Origin of the sequence: Embleya scabrispora (assembly GCF_002024165.1) — a bacterium.
Taxonomy (GTDB): domain Bacteria; phylum Actinomycetota; class Actinomycetes; order Streptomycetales; family Streptomycetaceae; genus Embleya; species Embleya scabrispora_A.
In genome coordinates this window covers 45,214-62,436 of record NZ_MWQN01000002.1, presented here as the reverse complement: position 1 = coordinate 62,436, position 17,223 = coordinate 45,214, and the positions used below count along the sequence as shown (strand labels likewise).

Below are 17,223 nucleotides of genomic sequence, written 5' to 3'. Positions count from 1 at the left end.
CTCCGCTTCCGGTTCGCGGACATTCCGGTCATCCTGTGCCGGGCCTCGACACGATCCGGACCGGTGGCCGGCAGGGCGGGTGTCCGTGAGCGGGTCATGGCCGCTCGGGGCGGATGCGGGCCCGGGGCATCAGGGCACGGGATGCGGCCGGCTCCCGCGAGAGCAAGTGGCGGCCCACGCACGGGAGTTGGTGCCCCGGTGCGGCGCCCTCGGACAGTCGGCCCACCGCTCCGGGATCATTCGGTCGTGAGCTTTCGCCGCAAAAACGCCCATGAACGGATCACTCCTCGCAAGGGGGTGCGGGGTCGACCAGGAAACGCCCGATAGCCGTTGGGGCAACTGTTCGCATCGGTGCGCACACACACTGTCCCTGCGAATCCACCGAACGTCAAACGAAACTTGACTCTCGTTGCACCCCTGTTGTCACCGTCACGTCACCCGTCGAGGTCGCCGACGTCCGGGGCGCGGGGCGGCCTCCCACGGGATCGAACCGACCGGATGGCCGGGATGTCCGAGCCGATCCGCAGAACGAACGAAAGCCCGGTGAAAGGGGGTTGCCGGTCAATTGCCGGTGGTGCCGAGCGATGGCGTGCGCCGGTAAGGGTGTTCGGCGCCGACGCCCGTCGGGTGGCGGATCACAGGCCGCCCGAAGTCGGGTTCGTGCGCCGCTCCCGGGCACGGCGGCCCGGGAGCGGTGTCCGCCGTCCCGGAAGTCGGCGGCATCGGAAGCGTCGCCCGTTCGGCCCTCGGTGTCCACGCGGGCGCTGTGCCATTTTGTGACAGTTGCGGAGCCCGGCATTGTCGCCGGCGCACGGGCCGCTCGAATCTGGTCTGGACCAATTTCCCGCATCCGTTCCCCAGGAGCGTCCGATGTCCCCAGTTCCGCACGCCGCCGTCGAATCGGCGAAACCTCATGTCCTCGGTTTGTTCCGAATCGTCATCGGATTGCTCTTCACCTGCCACGGCGCCGCGTCGTTGTTCGGCTTCCCGGACAGCGGGCGCGGCACCATCTCCGCCGGCGAGTGGCCCGGCTGGTACGCGGCGGTCATTCAACTCGTCGGCGGAGGGCTGGTGTTGCTCGGATTGGGCACCCGCGCCGCCGCGTTCCTGTCCTCCGGCTCGATGGCCTACGCCTACTTCACCGAACACCAGAAGGAAGACCTGTGGCCGCTGCAGAACGGCGGCGAACTCTCCGTGCTGTTCTGCTGGTCCCTGCTCCTGATCGTCGTCTTCGGCTCCGGCAGCTTCGCCCTCGACAACCTGCTCACCCGCAACGCACCCTCCAGCCCGAACGGGGAACACCCCGACTCGGACACGCCCACCCAAACCCAACGGCCGACCGGAAGGCTCCAACCCGCCAAGCCCAACGCCTCGACGGGACCCAACGAATCGGCCCCAGCGGTAGTCGGCTGACCACCCCCGCAACTCCCACCCGAACCCAACCACCACCAAAACCACCCAACCAGCCGGCCCAACACTCACCCCAAGCAGCCGAACCGGCACTTGAGCCCAAACAACCCGGCGGGCGCTTGAGGCCAAGCAGCCGGGCCGGCGTTCGAGCCCAGGTAGCCCGGTAGGCGTCCATCCCCAACCAACCGGCCCAACACTCAACCCCAAGCAGCCGAACCGGCACTTGAGCCCAAACAGCCCGGCCGGCACTTGAGCCCAAACAGCCCGGCCGGCGTTTGAGGCCACTCAGCCTGGCCGGCGTTTGAGGCCAAGTAGCCGGGCCGGCGTTTGAGGCCAAATAGCCCGGTCGGCGCTCGTCCCCAAGCAGCCGAACCGGCACTTGAGCCCAAACAGCCCGGCCGGCGTTTGAGGCCAAGTAGCCCGGCCGGCGTTTGAGGCCAGAAGCCCGGCCGGCGTTTGAGGCCAGAAGCCCGGCCGGCGTTTGAGGCCAACGGCCGCCGGATGGCCCGGGTGCCGGACGGCCTGAGTGTGGGGACGATCAACCCGGACTGTCGCGACGGATGCGGGCCGCCAGCCACAGATCGAACCGATCGTCCCCACTCTCCACCCGCCGCCCGGCCACCCGCATCGCCTTGTCCACCCGATTGCGCACGGTGTGCCGATGCACGTCCAGGCGCCGACTCGTCTCGTCCCACGAGCCCCCGGTCTCCAACCACATCGCAAGCGTCGTGACCAACTCGCCCCCCGGATCGGCGGCGTCGATCGGCCCCAGCACGGCGTCCGCGTAGCCCGCCAGCGTGCGCGCGTCGGCAAGACCCAGCAGCAGCCGGCTCGCGGTACCGTGCCGGGCCTCCACCGGATGCCCCGCCGCCCGGCTGACCGCCAGCAGACTGCGGGCCTGACGGATCGACGATCCGGCCGCGTCCGGCTCGACCGCCGGACCGACCCCCGCCGGCCGCCCGGGCGCGAACCGGCCGAGGATGGCGTACACGTCCAGATCCGTCCCGAACACCGCCTCCACCGCCCCGCCCGCCACCCGGACCAGCCCGCCGGGCAGCGCCAGTGCCAGATCGGCGGCCAGTTCACCCGCATCGGCCTGCGCCGCATCCCCCACCGCCGCGTCCGCGCCCTCCCCGGGCCCGCCGTCGAGGCCCACCACCACCCCGCGCACCGACCCCGCCGCCAGCCCCGCCGCATCCAGCACGTCCCGCGCCTGCTCCGCCGTGGTCCCGGGAGCCAGCAGCCGGCCCAACAACGCGGCCCGCCGGCGACGTACCGGCTCGTCGGCCAGATGCCGCCGCTCCAGTTCCAGGGAAAGCAGGGACACCAGCCCGGACACCAGCAGTCGGGCCGCCGACTCCACCGGCCCCGCCAGCACCAGCAGCCCGCGCAGCCGCCGGGCGCCCAGCGGCTGCACCTCCACCCGCACCCCTTCGGCGTCGCTGCTGCTCCCGCTGCCGTGCAGCCCGCGCGCGGCCACCCGGCGGATCAGGTCGGTACTGGCGGCCAGCAACGCCACCGCGTCCGGCGAGCCGTCCGCGCCCGGCGCCTCGGGCGGCCCCGCCAGGCTGTCCGCGACCAGCCGGCCCACCGGATCGGCGACGATCGCGTCCACCCCGGTCGCCGCCCGCCAGGCCCGCAGCGTGGCCAGCACGCCATTGCCCGACGCCGCCGCGATGGTCAACCGGCGCTGCGCCTCGAACGCGTGCTCCAGGGCCAACCGCTGCTGCGCCGCCCGGGCCGCGAAGACCGCCTTGGTGACCGCGATGAACGGCACCTCGTCCGGCACGGTGAGCAGCGGCAGCCCGGCCTCCCCGGCGGCCCGGATCAGCGGCTCGGGCGCCCGCTGGTGGGGCAGCTCCCGTCCCAGACCCAGGACAAGCGCGCAGGCGCCCGCGTCCGCGACATCGCGCACGTACGCGGCGCAGTCCCGATCGGTCATCGGCAGCAGCAGGCCGATCGTCATCAACAATTCGCCGCCCTGGAGCCACTGCCCCGGGGTCAGCAGCTCGGACACGTGCGCGGCCTCGACCCGGCGGTCCAGGTGCTCGGCGCCGGACACCACGGCCAGACGCAAATCGGGAAGGGCCACCAGGTCGGAAATGCGGAGAATGCCGGGAAGATCAGCCGAGTGCGATATGGGCATGGACACAGTGTCCACCCTCGCCAATCAGATTCGACACGATATCGATCGTTTACGGTTGTTTACCGGGCGTACCTTCAGGCGTCACCCACCGACCGTCGACCCCGACGCGTCGACCGCGCAGGACGCAGGACCGCAGGAGAGCCCATGGATGCCACCAGGCCATCGCGCGCAGCCCCGGCCGCCGCCCGCTCCGCCACTGCTCCCGCGACGGCCGTACGGGCCGCGAGCACCCCCGACGCCGCGTCCGCGTCCGCGTCCGGGCGCGGCTCGCACCGCGCGTCGGCCCCCGACTCCGGCTCGCGGCACCCGTCCGACCCCGGTCCCCGCCCCGGCGGCGTGGCGATCGAGACCCGCTCGATCGACTACGTCCCCGCCCGGGAGCGGCACGGCAAGGTCTGGCATCAGGGCCCGTTCTGGTTCACCGGCAACTTCGTGCTGACCACGATGGTCACCGGCTTCATCGGCCCGGCCCTCGGCCTGGGGCTGGGCTGGTCGATCCTGGCGGTCGTACTCGGCGCCTGCTTCGGCACCTTCTTCATGGCGTTCCACGCCAACCAAGGCCCGCGGATGGGCCTGCCGCAGATGATCCAGTCGCGCGCCCAGTTCGGCATCCGCGGCGCGATCGTGCCGTTCGTCGCGGTCGTGTTCGTCTACGTCGGCTTCAACGTCTTCAACGTGGTCCTCGCCACCCAGGGCCTACAGACCGTGCTGCCCGGCGGTTCGACGCTGTGGTACGCGGTACTGATCGCCATCGCGATCGTGCTCGCCGTGGTCGGCCACGACCTGCTGCACCTGGTCCAGCGCTGGCTGACGTACGTTCTGATCGCCGTGTTCGGCGTGCTCAGCGTCGGCGCGATCGTCAACCTCGACGTGTCCACGCCCGCCGGCGGTGGCGGAATGTCCTGGACCGCGTTCCTGGTGGTCTTCTCCGGCGCGGCCGGCTACCAGATCAGCTACGCCGTCTACGTATCCGACTACTCCCGCTACCTGCCGGCCGACGTGCCCGCGCGCAAGGTGATCTGGTGGACGTACGCGGGCGCGGCGGGCTCCGCGGCCTGGTTGATGTCGCTGGGTGCGCTGCTCGCCTCGGCGCTGCCGGACCCGGACGCGATCGCGGCGGTGCGGCAGGTGGGCAACGACATCGTGCCGGGCTTCGGCACGTTCGCCGTACTGGTGTCCGCACTCGCGCTGATCAGCATCATGGCGGTGAACGCGTACGGCGCGATGCTCACCACGACCAGCGCGCTCGACGCGTTCCGGCCGGTGCGGCCGACCGTACGGGTGCGGGTGATCGGCATCGTGGCGATCGAGGCGATCGTCTTCGTGGTGGCGATCGTGCTGCCGGAGGACTACCTCGGCAGCTTCAACGACTTCATCCTCATGATGCTCTACGGCCTCATCCCGTGGACCGCCGTCAACCTCGTCGACTTCTACCTCGTGCGCCGGGGCCACTACGCGGTCACCGCGATCTTCGACCCGCGCGGCATCTACGGGCGCTGGTCCTGGCGCGGACTGACCGCCTACGCCGTCGGCTTCGCGGCGATGATCCCGTTCTTCAAGACCTCGTTCTTCACCGGCCCGGTGGCCGACGCGCTGGACGGCGCGGACCTGTCCTTCGTGGTCGGACTGCTGGTCGGCGGCGCGCTGTACGCCTGGCTGTGCCGCGACCTGGACCTGAGCGCGGAGCGCGCCGCCGAGCGGGCGAGCGAGGCCGAACTCGAAGGCGCCGACGCGCCGGTGGGGGCCTGACATGAGCGACCGTACCGGCGACGCGACCGAGACCGTGGTGGCCTGCGCGCAGATCGCGCTGTCCGTCGGCGACGTCGAGGGCAATCGGCGCGCGGCGCTGGCCGCGATCGAACGGGCCGCGGCGGCCGGGGCCGACGTGATCGTCCTGCCCGAACTGGCCAACAGCGGCTACGTGATGCGCGACGCGGCCGAGGCCGCCGGCTACGCCGAGCCGGTCGACGGGCCGACCGTGACCGGCTGGCACGAGGCGGCCCGGCGGCTCGGGGTGATCGTGGTCGGTGGGTTCGCCGAACGCGACGCCGACGGCGCGGTCCGCAATTCGGCCGTCCTGGTCGACGCGAGCGGCGTACGGGCGTGCTACCGCAAGGCGCACCTGTGGGGCCGCGAGGGCGAACTCTTCGTCCCCGGCGACGCGTTGCCGCCGGTGGTGCGGACCGACGCGGGCCGGATCGGGGTACTGGTCTGCTACGACGTCGAGTTCCCCGAATGGGTGCGGACCGCCACCCTGCGCGGCGCGGATCTGCTGTGCGCGCCGGTCAACTGGCCGTACGCGCCGCGGCCGGCGGGCGAGCGGCCGGCGGAGGACGTCCGGGTCCAGGCGAACGCCGCGGTGAACCGGGTGTTCGTCGCCGCCTGCGACCGGGCCGGCCCCGAACGCGGCACCTCCTGGGTCGGCGGCTCGATCATCGTCGACCCGGACGGCTTCCCCCTCGCCGGCCCGCCGGCCGAGGACGCCGAACACCTGCTGCTCGCCCGCTGCCGACTTCCCGAGGCCCGGGACAAGCGGATCGGCGCACACAACGACGTATTCGCGGACCGACGGCCCGAGTTGTACGGGCCGGTGCTCGAACCGCCCCCGCTCCCCGCATCGAACCCGAGCGAGCACACCACCGAAAGGACCGAGCGATGACCGGCGCCCCCCAGGGACCCATCGACGCCACACGCGTTCCGCGCTTCGCGGGCCCCGCCACCTTCGCACGCCTGCCGCGCGCCGACGAGGTCGAGCGGGTCGACGTCGCCGTCGTGGGCGTGCCGTTCGACACCGGCGTCAGCTACCGGCCCGGCGCCCGCTTCGGACCGGCGCACGTGCGCGCCTCCTCGAAGCTGCTGCGGCCGTACAACCCGGCGCTGGACGTGTCGCCGTTCGCCGAGTTGCAGGTCGCCGACGCGGGCGACATCGCGGTCAACCCGTTCGACATCGGCGCCGCGATCGCCACGCTCGAAGCGGCCGCGCGGGAGTTCGCGGCGAACGGCACCCGGTTGCTCACCATCGGCGGCGACCACACCATCGCCCTGCCCCTGCTGCGCGCGGTCGCCGCCGAGCACGGGCCGGTCGCGGTGGTGCACTTCGACGCGCATCTGGACACGTGGGACACCTACTTCGGCGAGCCGTACACCCACGGCACGCCGTTCCGTCGCGCGTCGGAGGAGGGCCTGCTCGACCCGACCCGCTGCCTGCACGTGGGCATCCGCGGTCCGCTGTACGGCCCCGACGACCTGCGCGAGGACGGCGTGCTCGGCTTCCAGGTCGTGCACAGCGACGACTACCAGGACGCCACCGTCGCGTCGGTGGTCGAGCGGATGCGGCGCCGGCTCGGTACCGGCCCGGTGTACGTCTCGGTCGACATCGACGTCCTGGACCCGGCGCACGCCCCCGGCACCGGCACCCCCGAGGCGGGCGGCCTGACCAGCCGCGAACTCCTCAACACGCTGCGCGGACTGGTCGGCCTGAACGTCGTCGGCGCGGACATCGTCGAGGTGGCCCCCGCCTACGACCACGCCGAACTCACCGGCATCGCCGCGGCCCACGTCGGCTACGAACTGCTGTCCGTCCTGGCCCGCAACGAACGCGACGGCATCCGGGCCTGACCTGGCCACCCTCGAACGCGCCTCGGCCGACCGCACGGGGACGGTCGGCCGAGGCGTCCCCACCACCTCTTCGATCCCGTTTCGGCGGGCCAGGGCCGGGGGTTTCGCGGTCGCGGGATATGTTCGTGGGCGGTTCGGAGCACACGGGAAGAGGTGGCGCGTCATGGAGTATGTGAAGCTCGGCAGCACCGGATTGGACGTCTCGCGGATCTGTCTCGGATGTATGAGCTACGGCGTGCCCGAGCGTGGCAGCCATCCGTGGACGTTGCCCGAGGACGCGGCTCGGCCGTTGATTCGGCGGGCCGTGGAGGCCGGGATCAACTTCTTCGACACGGCGAACATCTACTCCGACGGGACCAGCGAGGAGATCGTCGGGCGCGCCCTGGCGGACTTCGCACGGCGCGACGAGATCGTGATCGCCACGAAGCTGAACGGGCGGATGCGACCGGGGCCGAACGCGGCCGGGCTCTCCCGCAAGGCCGTGCTGACCGAGATCGACAACTCGCTGCGCCGACTGGGCACGGATTACGTGGACCTGTACCAGATCCACCGCTGGGACACGGCGACTCCCATCGAGGAGACGATGGAGGCGCTGCACGACGTGGTCAAGGCGGGCAAGGCCCGCTACATCGGCGCGTCCTCGATGTACGCGTGGCAGTTCGCCAAGGCCCAGTACACCGCCGAGCGGCACGGCTGGACCCGGTTCGTCTCCATGCAGAACCACCTCAACCTGCTCTACCGCGAGGAGGAGCGGGAGATGCTGCCGCTGTGCGCGGACCAGGGCGTCGGGGTGATCCCGTGGAGCCCGCTGGCCCGGGGGCGGCTGACCCGCGACTGGGGCGCGGACAGCGCCCGCAGCGAGACCGACGAGTTCGGCAAGACGCTGTACGGCGAGGCGGATCGGCCGATCGTCGAGGCCGTGGCCGAGATCGCCGGGGAGCGTGGGGTATCGCGCGCCCAGGTCGCGCTGGCGTGGATCGCGAGCCGACCCGGGGTGACCGCGCCGATCGTCGGGGCCGGGAAGCCGGTACACGTCGACGACGCCGTCGCGGCCCTGTCGCTGACCCTCACGGCGGCCGAGGTGGATCGGCTCGAACGCCCGTACACGCCGCGGCCGGTGGCGGGATTCGCCTGATCCCCGATCGGCGACCCGCCCGGCGACGCGGGGGTCGACGGGGTGTCGGTGGCGCGCGCGTAAACTGCGCGCAGCCGCCGCCTCGGTGAATGTTGGGGGCGGCGCCGCCGAGATCGGCGCGTTTGCCGGGTCGGTGTCGATCCGGGCGAAAGAGGGCGTGGATGGCGGTGGAGCGCGGTCGCGACGCGCGCCGGGAGGTGTTCCTGTGGGGGCCGCCGGCGGCGATCGCGGTGCTGATCGCGGTACTTGCGGCGTGCAGTCGGGAATGGCTGCTGAGCGCGCTGATGGCGATGACCGCGGGTTGTGTCGCCCTGGGGTTCCACGTCCGGGTCCGGCCCCGGCGGTAGCCCTACGGTGGTCGCGGCCGGGGGCGGGACCACCGTCGGTGTGGTAACAGTCGCGGAACGGAGTGGCCATGCCACGGATTATCCGGGCGGTTGGCGGATAGCCTCCGGGACATGGGCGGGGATCCGCGGATGTCACCGGTGTGGACGGTAGGGACCGCTGTGGCGCCGAGGACGAGTCGGTTCGGGGGGCAACTGTGTCCGAGGAGTGGTGGGTTCCGTCGAACGACGAGACGGAGGCGGAGACTTCACCCGAGTGGGGACCGGGAGGAGTCGATATGGGGGTGCCCAGTGTCGCGCGGGTCTACGACGCGATCCTGGGCGGCAAGGATCATTTCGCGATCGACCGGGTGATCGCCGACAAGGCGATGGCCGTGATGCCCAACGCCCGTACGGGTGCGCGGGCGAACCGGGCGATCCTGGAACGCGGTGTGCGCTATATGGCCCGGGAGGGCATCGATCAATTTCTCGACCTCGGGTCGGGATTACCCACCGCGCGCAATACCCACGAGGTGGCGCAGCAGGAGAATCCCCACGCCCGGGTCGTCTACGTGGACAATGACCCGATCGTCCTCGCGCACGGCCGCGCGTTGTTGGCGGAAAACGATCGCACCCGGGTGGTGAACGCCGACGTGCGGGACGCCCGGGACGTGCTCACCCGGCCGGAGATCACCGAACTCCTGGATCTGAAGCGGCCGTTGGGGCTGCTCATGGTCGCGGTGCTGCACCACCTGGCGGACGCGGACGATCCGACGGAGCTGGTGCGCACGTACCGCGAGGCCCTGGCCCCAGGCAGCTACCTGTTCATCACCCACTTCTGCGATTCCACGCCGGAGGGCCGCGAGTTGGAGCACCTGTTCCTGTCCACCCTCGGCAGTGGCCGGTTCCGCAGTCGGGCGACCATAGAGGGCTTCTTCGCGGGCACCGAGCCGGTCGAGCCGGGCGTGGTGCTGCTGCCGTACTGGCGTCCCGACACGCCGGTGACGGACGAATCCGCCTACGCGGGCCTGACCATGATCGGCGGCCTGGGCCGCGTCCCGCAGGCGTGAGGATCGGCCCCGGAGGCGGCCGTACCGCCGCCCGGTGGTCCCGGACGGCGGTACGGTCGGTGCGTGGTGCGTGGTGTAGAAGTCGGGCCCGGACGGGGCTACTTGAGGCCGTTGTCGAGTGCGGTCATCAGCGCTCCGTTGGGGGTGTCACCGGACATCTCCCAGATCATCGCGCCGAGTAGGTGTTTGGATTTCAGATAGGCCGTCTTCTGGCCGATCGACCAGGCGTCGTCGAAGGTCCACCACTGTCCGCCGGCTCCGGTGTAGCCGTAGGTCGAGACGGATTGCGCGTCGTGATAGACGGTCAGATTCGGCACGCTGCTCAGCAGGTTCTGGTAGCCGCGAGTGCCCGCCTCCTCGGCGAACTGGCCCGGTGCGGCGCCGTTCGCGGACTGCCACTCGCCGTGCGCCCCGCCGTCGGCCACCGCCTGCCAACCCCGTCCGTAGAACGGGAAACCGATGGTCAGCTTGCGTGGATTGACCCCGGCGTCGGTGTAGATCTTCACCGCGTCGTCGATGCTGAAGTGGGTCGGGTACGGGTCCTGCGTGTCGGTGTACAGGTTGGCCTGGTGGCCGGCGCGGTTGGGCTCCCACGAGTTGTCGCTGCCCGCGCCGTGGAAGTCGTAGCCCTGGATGTTGGCCACGTCCAGGGAGTCGAAGATCTTCGACAGGTCCCAGCCCTGGTTCACCTTGACCGGGTCGGCCGGGGTGAACGCGGTGAGCAGCTTGCGCTGTCCGCCGGTGGCGTCGAGCTGCTTGCGGAACTCGGCGAGCAGCAGGGTCAGGTTCTGCTTGTCGTTGACGTTGTAGTGGTTGCCGGCGTGCCCGTCGGGCGAGCCGGGCCACTCCCAGTCGACGTCGATGCCGTCGAACACGCCCGCGCCGGTACCCGGCCCGCCGGCGCCGTTGTAGACCGGCAGGTCACCCTTGATCCATGTGTCCACGCAGGACTTGACGAACTTCTGCCGGGACGCCTCGGTGGCCGCCGCGTCGGAGAAGAACTTCGAGTAGGTCCAGCCGCCGAGCGAGACCACCACCTTCAGATGCGGGTACTTGGCCTTGAGCAGCTTGATCTGGTTGAAGTTGCCGCGCAGCTTGGCCCATCCGTCGTCGGCCACCCCGTTCACCGACTGCGAGGCCGACATCGGCCGGGCGTAGTCGGCGTCCGCGTCGCCCGCGCCGGTGCCCTGGTCGGGGTCCTGCGGGTTGGCGGTGGTGCCCTTGGTGACGCCGGCCATGCAGGTCAGGTTGACCGGATCGATGTTCTCGAAGGCGTAGTTGATCACGTCCAGTTTGGCGGCCGAGCCGGAGGTGTCCAGGTTCTTCACGAAGTACTGGCGGCCGTAGATGCCCCATTGGACGAAGTAGCCGACGCGCAGGTTCTTGCCCGCGCCGGCGATGTCGTCGGTGGTCACGTCCACCGTGTTGGAGGCGGGCGAGGAGTTGTCCGCCGCGTCTCGGGCCTTGACCGTGAAGGTGTAGGCGGTGGCGGGGGACAGGCCGTCGACGGTGGCCGCGGTGGCGGTGCCGGCGACGGTGGTGGCCAGGGTGCCGTTGCGATAGACGTCGTACGCGGCCACGCCGACGTTGTCCGTCGACGCGTTCCAGGCCAGGGCGACGGTGGCGGACGTCTTGCCGGTACTGCGCAGTGTGCCCGGCGCGGTCGGCGGCGTCGGGTCGCTCGCCGGGTCGACGGTGGTCACCGTCACCGGCGCGCTCGCCGGGCCGAGGTTGCCGCGCTTGTCCTTGGCCCGGACCGCGTAGGTGTACGCGGTGGCGGGGGTCAGGCCGGTCAATGTGGCCGAGGTGGCCGTCGTGGAGGCGACCGTGGTGCCGCCGGAGACCACCTCGTAGCCGGCCACCGGGTAGTCCCCGCCGGCCGCCGCGCTCCAGCCGAGCGAGATGGAGTGCGCGGTGACGGTGGTGGCGCGTGGTGTGCCCGGTGCGGTGGGCGGGACGTCGGGGGTGCCGTCGCACTTGTCGCCGTTGACGGTGCAGTGGCCGGGCGTGCCGGCGGGGCCGTTGCCGACGAACCAGTAGCTGAACGGGTCGGTGCTGCCGCCGGCGGCGATGGTGCCGTTGTAGTAGGCGTTCTTGACCGATACGTGGCTGCCGGTGACGGTGGCGTCGCCGTAGTAGTTGCCGTTGATGGTGACCCCGGGCGGCAGGTCGAACTCCAGTTGCCAGCCGGTGACGGCGGCGGTGCCGCCGTTGTGTACGACGTAAGTGCCCTTCCACCACGAGCCGTTGTCCTGGACGGAGAACGTCGCGGTGAGTTTGCCGGCCGCCTGCGCGGCGCCGGCGTTCAGACCGGTGAGTACGGCCAGGGGCAGGGCCAGGACGGCGATCAGGACGGCCGCGCGGCTGCGCAGGCTGGTGCGGAATCTGCCGCGGAGTGTGCCGCGGGCTCTGCGTGGTTGTGGGGACATGGCTCTCTCCCTGTGTGCGTGGAACAGGGCTGTGCGGAACCGTGCACGCGCGCGCCTCACCGGGGTGACCGCGCGACGGGGACGCCGGTCGCGGTCGAGAAGCAGTCGCCGGCGAAATTGGTCTGGACCAAAACGCCTCTAGGACGGTAAGTGGTCTGGACCAAAAGGTCAACAGTGGATGCGCCGGACGGGGTGCCGGGGTCGGTCACGCCGACCGGCACGGGCGCTTCGCCCGTGCTCAGCGCGGGAGTTCGGCGCGGCGAATGGTCGAGGACGTCAGCCCGACGGCGGCGCCGAGGGCACTGATTCCGGCGAAGATCGCGTAGGCGGGGCCCGGGCCGGTGGCCGCGACGGTGGCGCCGAACAGGGGGAAGGCGATCGGGCCGAGGCCGAAGGCGGTCAGGCTGAGGACGGAGGCGACCCGGCCCTGGTAGGCGGGTTCGGTCGCGGTCTGCACGAGGGCGTGGCTCAGGCCGCCGTTGAGGCCGAACAGCAGGCCGGCGCAGGCCGCGACGGCGACGGCGATCGGCAGGACGGTGGTCGCGCCGAGGCCCGCCAGGCCCGCGGAGCCGGCGGCCAGGGCGGCGATCAGGACGGCGCCGGCTCGGGGCAGTCGGCCGGTCACGGTGAGGAGCAGTGCGCTCGCGCCCGCACCGACACTGAACGCGCCCGCGAGCCAGCCGGCGCCCGAGGCGCCCCAGCCGCGTGCGTCGGCCAGTACGACCATGCCGACGTTCAGCGGTCCGCCGGCGCCGAGTTCGATCAGCGCGCTCGCCAGGACGAGACGACGGATCAGCGGACGGCGGCGGATGTAGCGCAGGCCGTCGATGAGTTCACGCCACGCGGCGGCCCGCGAACGGCCGGCCGCCGGGGCATCCGCCGCGGCGGCGCTCGATCCGGCGCCGGGTATCCGTACCGCGAGCAGCAACACGAGGGAGAGCGCGAACAGCCCGCCCGCGACGGTGAACGCGGCGGCCGGGCCACCGAGGGCCAGTGCGACGCCGGCCAGGGGCGGCCCGGCGGTCTGGCCGAGCCGGATGGACAGCGCGCGCATGCCCTGGACCCGGACCAGTTCCCCGGGCGCGGCCAGCAGGGGCGGGAGCGCGCCCACGGCCGGCATGAACAACGCGTCGACCACGCTGAACACCAGCGCGACGGCGATCAGCAGCCACAGCCCGGGGGAGGACAGCGCCAGGGTCGCCGCGGCGCCGAGCACGACGAGGCAGCGCACGGTATCGCTGCCGATCACCACCCGACGCGGGCCGAACAGGTCGGCGACCACACCGCCGCCGAGCATCAGCACCGCGCGGGGGATCGCCGCGATCGCCATGATCAACCCGACCCGCGCGGGCCCACCGTGCTGGTTGGCGGCCCACCCGAGGGCGAGGAAGAATCCGCTGTCACCGACCACGGAGGCGGTGTACGCGACCAGCCAGCGCAGCACATTGCGATCACGATGCGCGGGGGGCCCGGCGACGGCGGTCGCCGGCGCGGATTCGTCGGTGGCCGACATGACGGTCTCCCGGAGTCGGATGAACTGCGGATTCGAGCCTAGGTCCGCAAGGAATATTGCGCAAGATTATTTGCGCAATATTCCTTGCGGGCTCTGTCGCGGCGCTCTGCGGCTACCGCTGAGGGGCCTGCTCCCCGCGTCGCGCCTCGCACGTCTCACACGCCGCCGCGAGCCCGTAGCGCTGTGTGCATACGATTCAGGATCTCGTCCAGGACGCCTGCGGAGGTGGCGAAATTCAGGCGGGCGAAGCCGTTTCCCTCCGGGCCGAAGGAGGGGCCGGAAAACAGGAGAACCTTGGCGTGGTCGCGGAAGAACTCGTACGGGTCGTCGCCCAGGCCCAGCGGGCGGCAGTCGAGCCAGGCCAGGAAGCCCGCCTCGGGGGAGTGGTGGCGGATGCCCTCGGGCAGTCCTGCGGCGAGGCGGCGGCGGTTGCGGTCGAGGAGGACGCGTACCTCGTCCAACCACGCGTCGCCCTCCGCCCAGGCCGCCTCCAGGGCGGCCACGGCCAGCACGCCGACCTGGCCGAAGAGCAGTCCCCGCCGGGCGTCCACGGCGTCCCGCAGTTCCGGCGGGCCGATGTGCGCGGCGGCGCAGCGGACGCCCGCCAGGTTGAACGCCTTGCTGCCCGAGGTCACGGTGACCGTGCGCGCGGCGATCTCCGGCCCGAGGGACGCGAACGGGATGTGGATGTGCGGCGGGTGGGTCAGGTCCGCGTGCACCTCGTCGGAGATCACCAACAGGTCGTGCCGTAGGGCGAGTTCGGCCAGCGTTTCGAGTTCGTCCCGGCGCAGTACCCGGCCCGTGGGGTTGTGCGGGTTGACCAGGAACAACACCCGGCAACGGTCCGCCCGATCGAGTGTCGCGGCCACTCGATCCGGGTCGAGCGTCCAGCCGTGTGCGCCCTCCTCGATCGGCACGGTCAGCGGCGGCCGGTCGATCCGGCGCAGGTCGTCGACGAACGGCGGGCAGGCGGGCGTGTGCAGGACGACCGTGTCGCCGGGTCGGGTGGCCAGATGCAGGACCGCCGACACCGCCTGATTGACGTCGGTGAACAGGCGCAGGTGGGTCGGCTCGGCGGCGAAGTCGAACCGACGCTTCATCCGGGCCGCGAACACCTCGCCCAGCGGCGCCCCTTCGGTCCCGTCGAACCACACCGGATAGCCCAGGTCGCCGTCGATGCGCCGGATCAGTGCCGCGCGGATCTCGGGCGCGATCGGGAAGTCCATGTCGCCGATCCACGCGGACAGCGTGTCCTCGGGCGCGTAGGCCCACTTCTCACCGTCCCGACGGGCCAGGATGTCCGGGTCGAGCGCGTCGAACACCCCGTTTCGGAAGGCCCGTTCGTGCCCGACGGAGCCCGAGGGCCCGAAGTCGGCCGCCGACGCGGCGTCCGCGCTCATCGACCGGGCTCCTCGGCAGGAACGGCCACGCCTGGTACGAATCCGGCCACGACCCGCGCGTCACCGGGCATGCCGCCGTCCCGCTCCGCGCCGCCCGGCCCGTCGTCCCGCTCGCGAGCCGCCTCGCCGTCCTCTTCCTCCGGCGCGACCCCGTCCCCCTCCCCGAGCAGCGGTGACGAGTCGTTGCGTACCGTGCCCCAGCGGCGTTCCGTCTCGCGGTGGATGTGCCAGATGTCGTCCTCGGCCAGCACCACCGAGACCACGCCCGGGAAGGCCTCCTCGAAGTAGGTGTAGGGGCGCCGGTTGTCTACCCGGGGCGAGTGGTAGTCGAGCCGATCCTGCATGCCGTGGATGCGGGTGATCGGTGTGGCGGGGTGGTAGGTGAGGATGTTCGGGCTGGCCAGGTCGATCAGGCGCGCGTCGATCAGGCCGCCCACCGCCTCGATCGTCTCGTCGATGCTGCCGCGCGTCTCGCCGTCGAGGCCGAACAACACCGAGGTGCCCACCCGCATCCCGTGCCGCTTGACCAACGACACCGCCTCGCGCACGCGATGCGCCCAGGGCCGGTCGGTGCCGCGCCGCAGGTTCTTGTGGATGTGGTCCATCACCTGCGTCGACATGCTTTCGATGCCGACGTACACGTACGAGCAGCCGGCCTCGCGCATCCGGTTCAGGATCTCGCTCGCCGCGTGCCGCTCCCGCAGCGCGATCAGGGTGTCCACGGTCAGTTGGGCGCCCCATTCGAGGTCCCGCAGCCGATCCGGATCGTCCGGCTCCGGCAGCAGCCGGGCGAAGCGCCCGGGCAGCGCCGTCGGTTCGCTTCGGCGCAACTGGCGCAACTGCCCGCAGAATTCGGCGATGTCGCGGGAACGCCCGCTCCAGAACACCGAGTCGTCGAAGAACAGCGCCTCGGCGCCGTAGCCGACGTATTCACAGACGCGTTCCAGCGCGCGGCCGATCGGATCCTCCCGGAACCGCTTGAGGCCGATGCCGAGGGCGGAGGACTCCGAGCAGAAATTGCAGTGATAGGGACAGGCGTTGGAGACCATCACGTGTGCCGTGCGTCGGATACCGCCGTCGGCGTGGGTGAAGATCGGGAAGCGCGAGCGGATCGCGAATGCCTCGTACGGTGAGGGCAACGAGCCCAGATCGAGCGATGATCCGTCCTGCGGCAGCACGTCGAACCCGGACGAGGACAGCAGCACGATCATCGAACTGCCCACCGAGGGACCCTCTTTGTCGAGCAGCCCCTGGAGACAGGGCAACACCCGATCGCGATCGACCCAGCGCCGGTCCAGGTCGGTGGCCAGGGCCAGGGCACGCATCAGCAGATCGAGCGAGTGGTATGCCTCACCGGTGATCACCGCGTCGAACACCCGTGGCGCGCGACCGTCGGCGATCACGGCGAGCGGACTGCTGGGGGCGAGTACCAGGCGTTCGCGATGCGGCACCCGGATCACCGTCTCGTCCGCGTGGCGTCCGCCGAGCACCACGAAGGCTTCCGGAACCTCCGTGCGGACCAGGCCGGCGATCTCCAGGGCGTATCGGTGCGCCGGGGAGACCGCGCTGATCAGCACGACCCTGGGCCGTACCCGGCGCAGCAGCCGGATCCAGCGCACCCGCGCGGCCTCGTCCCAGATCCGGGGGTCGAAGACGGTCTGGTCGGTGTTCGGGTCGGTGCCGTACTCGCGGTAGCCGTCGTGGCCGGCCGTCATCCGGTAGGCGTGGTCGGGGAATCGGGTCCACTCCGGCGCCAGGTCGTTGTAATGTTCGGCGTGTCGGAGCTGCCCCGCGTCGGCGACGGCGCGGTGTACGGCGAAGCTGAGCGCGGCGTACAGGCACATCGGGTCGCCGGGGTAGGTGATCTCGCCCTCGGCCTGGGTCATCACGGGCGCAAGGACGGAGAGCACCGGGAAGTACCGGGTCGCCGTGCGGCCGGCGGCCAGGTCCGCCGCGAGTCGGCGTCTGCGCGTACTCAGGAGTTCCTGGAAGATCGCCGGCGCGGTCTCGCCGCCCGCGTCGTGAAATCTGATGTCCGCGCCGGCCGAGGTCGGTTCTTCGTCGACGGAATTGGTCATCGGCCCTCCAGGTCGGTCCCCGACGTGCCATCAGGCCGCCGACGGCCGAAATCCCGCGCGTGGGCCGCAAAACGATCCCCCATGACGCCGTACGTGCCGTC

The 17,223-nt window shown here is 71.4% G+C and carries 12 protein-coding genes; 7 read left to right on the top strand and 5 right to left on the bottom strand.

Annotated features, from left to right (window positions below; all coding sequences use genetic code 11):
- Positions 1-870 precede the first annotated feature (870 nt).
- Positions 871-1,413 (top strand): DoxX family protein, encoded by a 543-nt coding sequence (locus tag B4N89_RS30905; RefSeq protein WP_078979789.1) that lies wholly within the window; start codon positions 871-873, stop codon positions 1,411-1,413.
- A gap of 535 nt (positions 1,414-1,948) precedes the next feature.
- Here B4N89_RS30905 and B4N89_RS30900 read toward each other — a convergent pair.
- Positions 1,949-3,556 carry a PucR family transcriptional regulator gene (locus tag B4N89_RS30900; protein WP_078979788.1) on the bottom strand — a complete coding sequence of 536 codons (1,608 nt, stop codon included), beginning with the start codon at positions 3,554-3,556 and terminating at the stop codon, positions 1,949-1,951.
- Positions 3,557-3,700: 144 nt separating this feature from the next.
- Between B4N89_RS30900 and B4N89_RS30895 the strand changes: the two genes are divergently transcribed.
- The 6 genes from B4N89_RS30895 (at position 3,701) to B4N89_RS30870 (ending at position 9,702) form a co-directional block, all read left to right on the top strand.
- The gene (locus B4N89_RS30895; protein ID WP_235619009.1) at positions 3,701-5,305 is read left to right on the top strand and encodes a purine-cytosine permease family protein; all 1,605 of its coding nucleotides are present in this window, start codon (positions 3,701-3,703) and stop codon (positions 5,303-5,305) included.
- Between the two features lies 1 nt (position 5,306).
- Positions 5,307-6,215, top strand: coding sequence for a nitrilase-related carbon-nitrogen hydrolase (locus B4N89_RS30890; protein ID WP_078979787.1), 909 nt, complete (start codon positions 5,307-5,309; stop codon positions 6,213-6,215).
- Positions 6,212-7,174, top strand: a complete 963-nt coding sequence (speB, locus tag B4N89_RS30885) for an agmatinase (protein ID WP_078979786.1) — start codon at positions 6,212-6,214, stop codon at positions 7,172-7,174. The genes B4N89_RS30890 and speB overlap by 4 nt, the downstream gene beginning before the upstream one ends.
- A gap of 163 nt (positions 7,175-7,337) precedes the next feature.
- Positions 7,338-8,309, top strand: a complete 972-nt coding sequence (locus B4N89_RS30880; RefSeq protein ID WP_078979785.1) for an aldo/keto reductase — start codon at positions 7,338-7,340, stop codon at positions 8,307-8,309.
- 161 nt (positions 8,310-8,470) lie between these two features.
- Entirely contained in the window at positions 8,471-8,656 is a 186-nt protein-coding gene (locus B4N89_RS30875) for a hypothetical protein (RefSeq protein WP_078979784.1), read from the top strand.
- A gap of 275 nt (positions 8,657-8,931) precedes the next feature.
- The gene (locus B4N89_RS30870) at positions 8,932-9,702 is read left to right on the top strand and encodes an SAM-dependent methyltransferase (protein WP_201261035.1); all 771 of its coding nucleotides are present in this window, start codon (positions 8,932-8,934) and stop codon (positions 9,700-9,702) included.
- A 98-nt stretch (positions 9,703-9,800) separates the two neighbouring features.
- Here B4N89_RS30870 and B4N89_RS30865 read toward each other — a convergent pair whose 3' ends face one another.
- The 4 genes from B4N89_RS30865 to B4N89_RS30850 all read right to left on the bottom strand — a co-directional run bounded on the left by B4N89_RS30865 (position 9,801) and on the right by B4N89_RS30850 (position 17,122).
- Positions 9,801-12,131: a glycosyl hydrolase family 18 protein gene (locus B4N89_RS30865; protein ID WP_078979782.1), complete on the bottom strand. Its 2,331-nt coding sequence runs from the start codon at positions 12,129-12,131 to the stop codon at positions 9,801-9,803.
- A gap of 238 nt (positions 12,132-12,369) precedes the next feature.
- Complete coding sequence (locus B4N89_RS30860) at positions 12,370-13,644, bottom strand: MFS transporter (protein ID WP_078979781.1); 1,275 nt, start codon at positions 13,642-13,644, stop codon at positions 12,370-12,372.
- Positions 13,645-13,799: 155 nt separating this feature from the next.
- On the bottom strand, positions 13,800-15,044 hold the full coding sequence (locus B4N89_RS30855) for a MalY/PatB family protein (RefSeq protein WP_235619008.1): 1,245 nt from the start codon (positions 15,042-15,044) through the stop codon (positions 13,800-13,802).
- A complete protein-coding gene (locus tag B4N89_RS30850; RefSeq protein WP_201261034.1) occupies positions 15,041-17,122 on the bottom strand; it encodes a B12-binding domain-containing radical SAM protein in 2,082 nt (693 codons plus the stop codon). Before B4N89_RS30850 ends, B4N89_RS30855 begins: the two co-directional genes overlap by 4 nt.
- Between the last annotated feature and the right edge of the window lie 101 nt (positions 17,123-17,223).

Bases quoted from the DNA above. Each gene is read 5' to 3' on its own strand.
- B4N89_RS30880 (WP_078979785.1), top strand. From the start codon at position 7,338: ATGGAGTATGTGAAGCTCGGCAGCACCGGATTGGACGTCTCGCGGATC.
- B4N89_RS30900 (WP_078979788.1), bottom strand. From the start codon at position 3,556: ATGCCCATATCGCACTCGGCTGATCTTCCCGGCATTCTCCGCATTTCC.
- B4N89_RS30895 (WP_235619009.1), top strand. From the start codon at position 3,701: ATGGATGCCACCAGGCCATCGCGCGCAGCCCCGGCCGCCGCCCGCTCC.
- B4N89_RS30870 (WP_201261035.1), top strand. From the start codon at position 8,932: ATGGGGGTGCCCAGTGTCGCGCGGGTCTACGACGCGATCCTGGGCGGC.
- B4N89_RS30855 (WP_235619008.1), bottom strand. From the start codon at position 15,044: ATGAGCGCGGACGCCGCGTCGGCGGCCGACTTCGGGCCCTCGGGCTCC.
- B4N89_RS30850 (WP_201261034.1), bottom strand. From the start codon at position 17,122: ATGACCAATTCCGTCGACGAAGAACCGACCTCGGCCGGCGCGGACATC.
- B4N89_RS30875 (WP_078979784.1), top strand. From the start codon at position 8,471: ATGGCGGTGGAGCGCGGTCGCGACGCGCGCCGGGAGGTGTTCCTGTGG.
- B4N89_RS30890 (WP_078979787.1), top strand. From the start codon at position 5,307: ATGAGCGACCGTACCGGCGACGCGACCGAGACCGTGGTGGCCTGCGCG.
- B4N89_RS30865 (WP_078979782.1), bottom strand. From the start codon at position 12,131: ATGTCCCCACAACCACGCAGAGCCCGCGGCACACTCCGCGGCAGATTC.
- B4N89_RS30905 (WP_078979789.1), top strand. From the start codon at position 871: ATGTCCCCAGTTCCGCACGCCGCCGTCGAATCGGCGAAACCTCATGTC.
- B4N89_RS30860 (WP_078979781.1), bottom strand. From the start codon at position 13,644: ATGTCGGCCACCGACGAATCCGCGCCGGCGACCGCCGTCGCCGGGCCC.
- speB (WP_078979786.1), top strand. From the start codon at position 6,212: ATGACCGGCGCCCCCCAGGGACCCATCGACGCCACACGCGTTCCGCGC.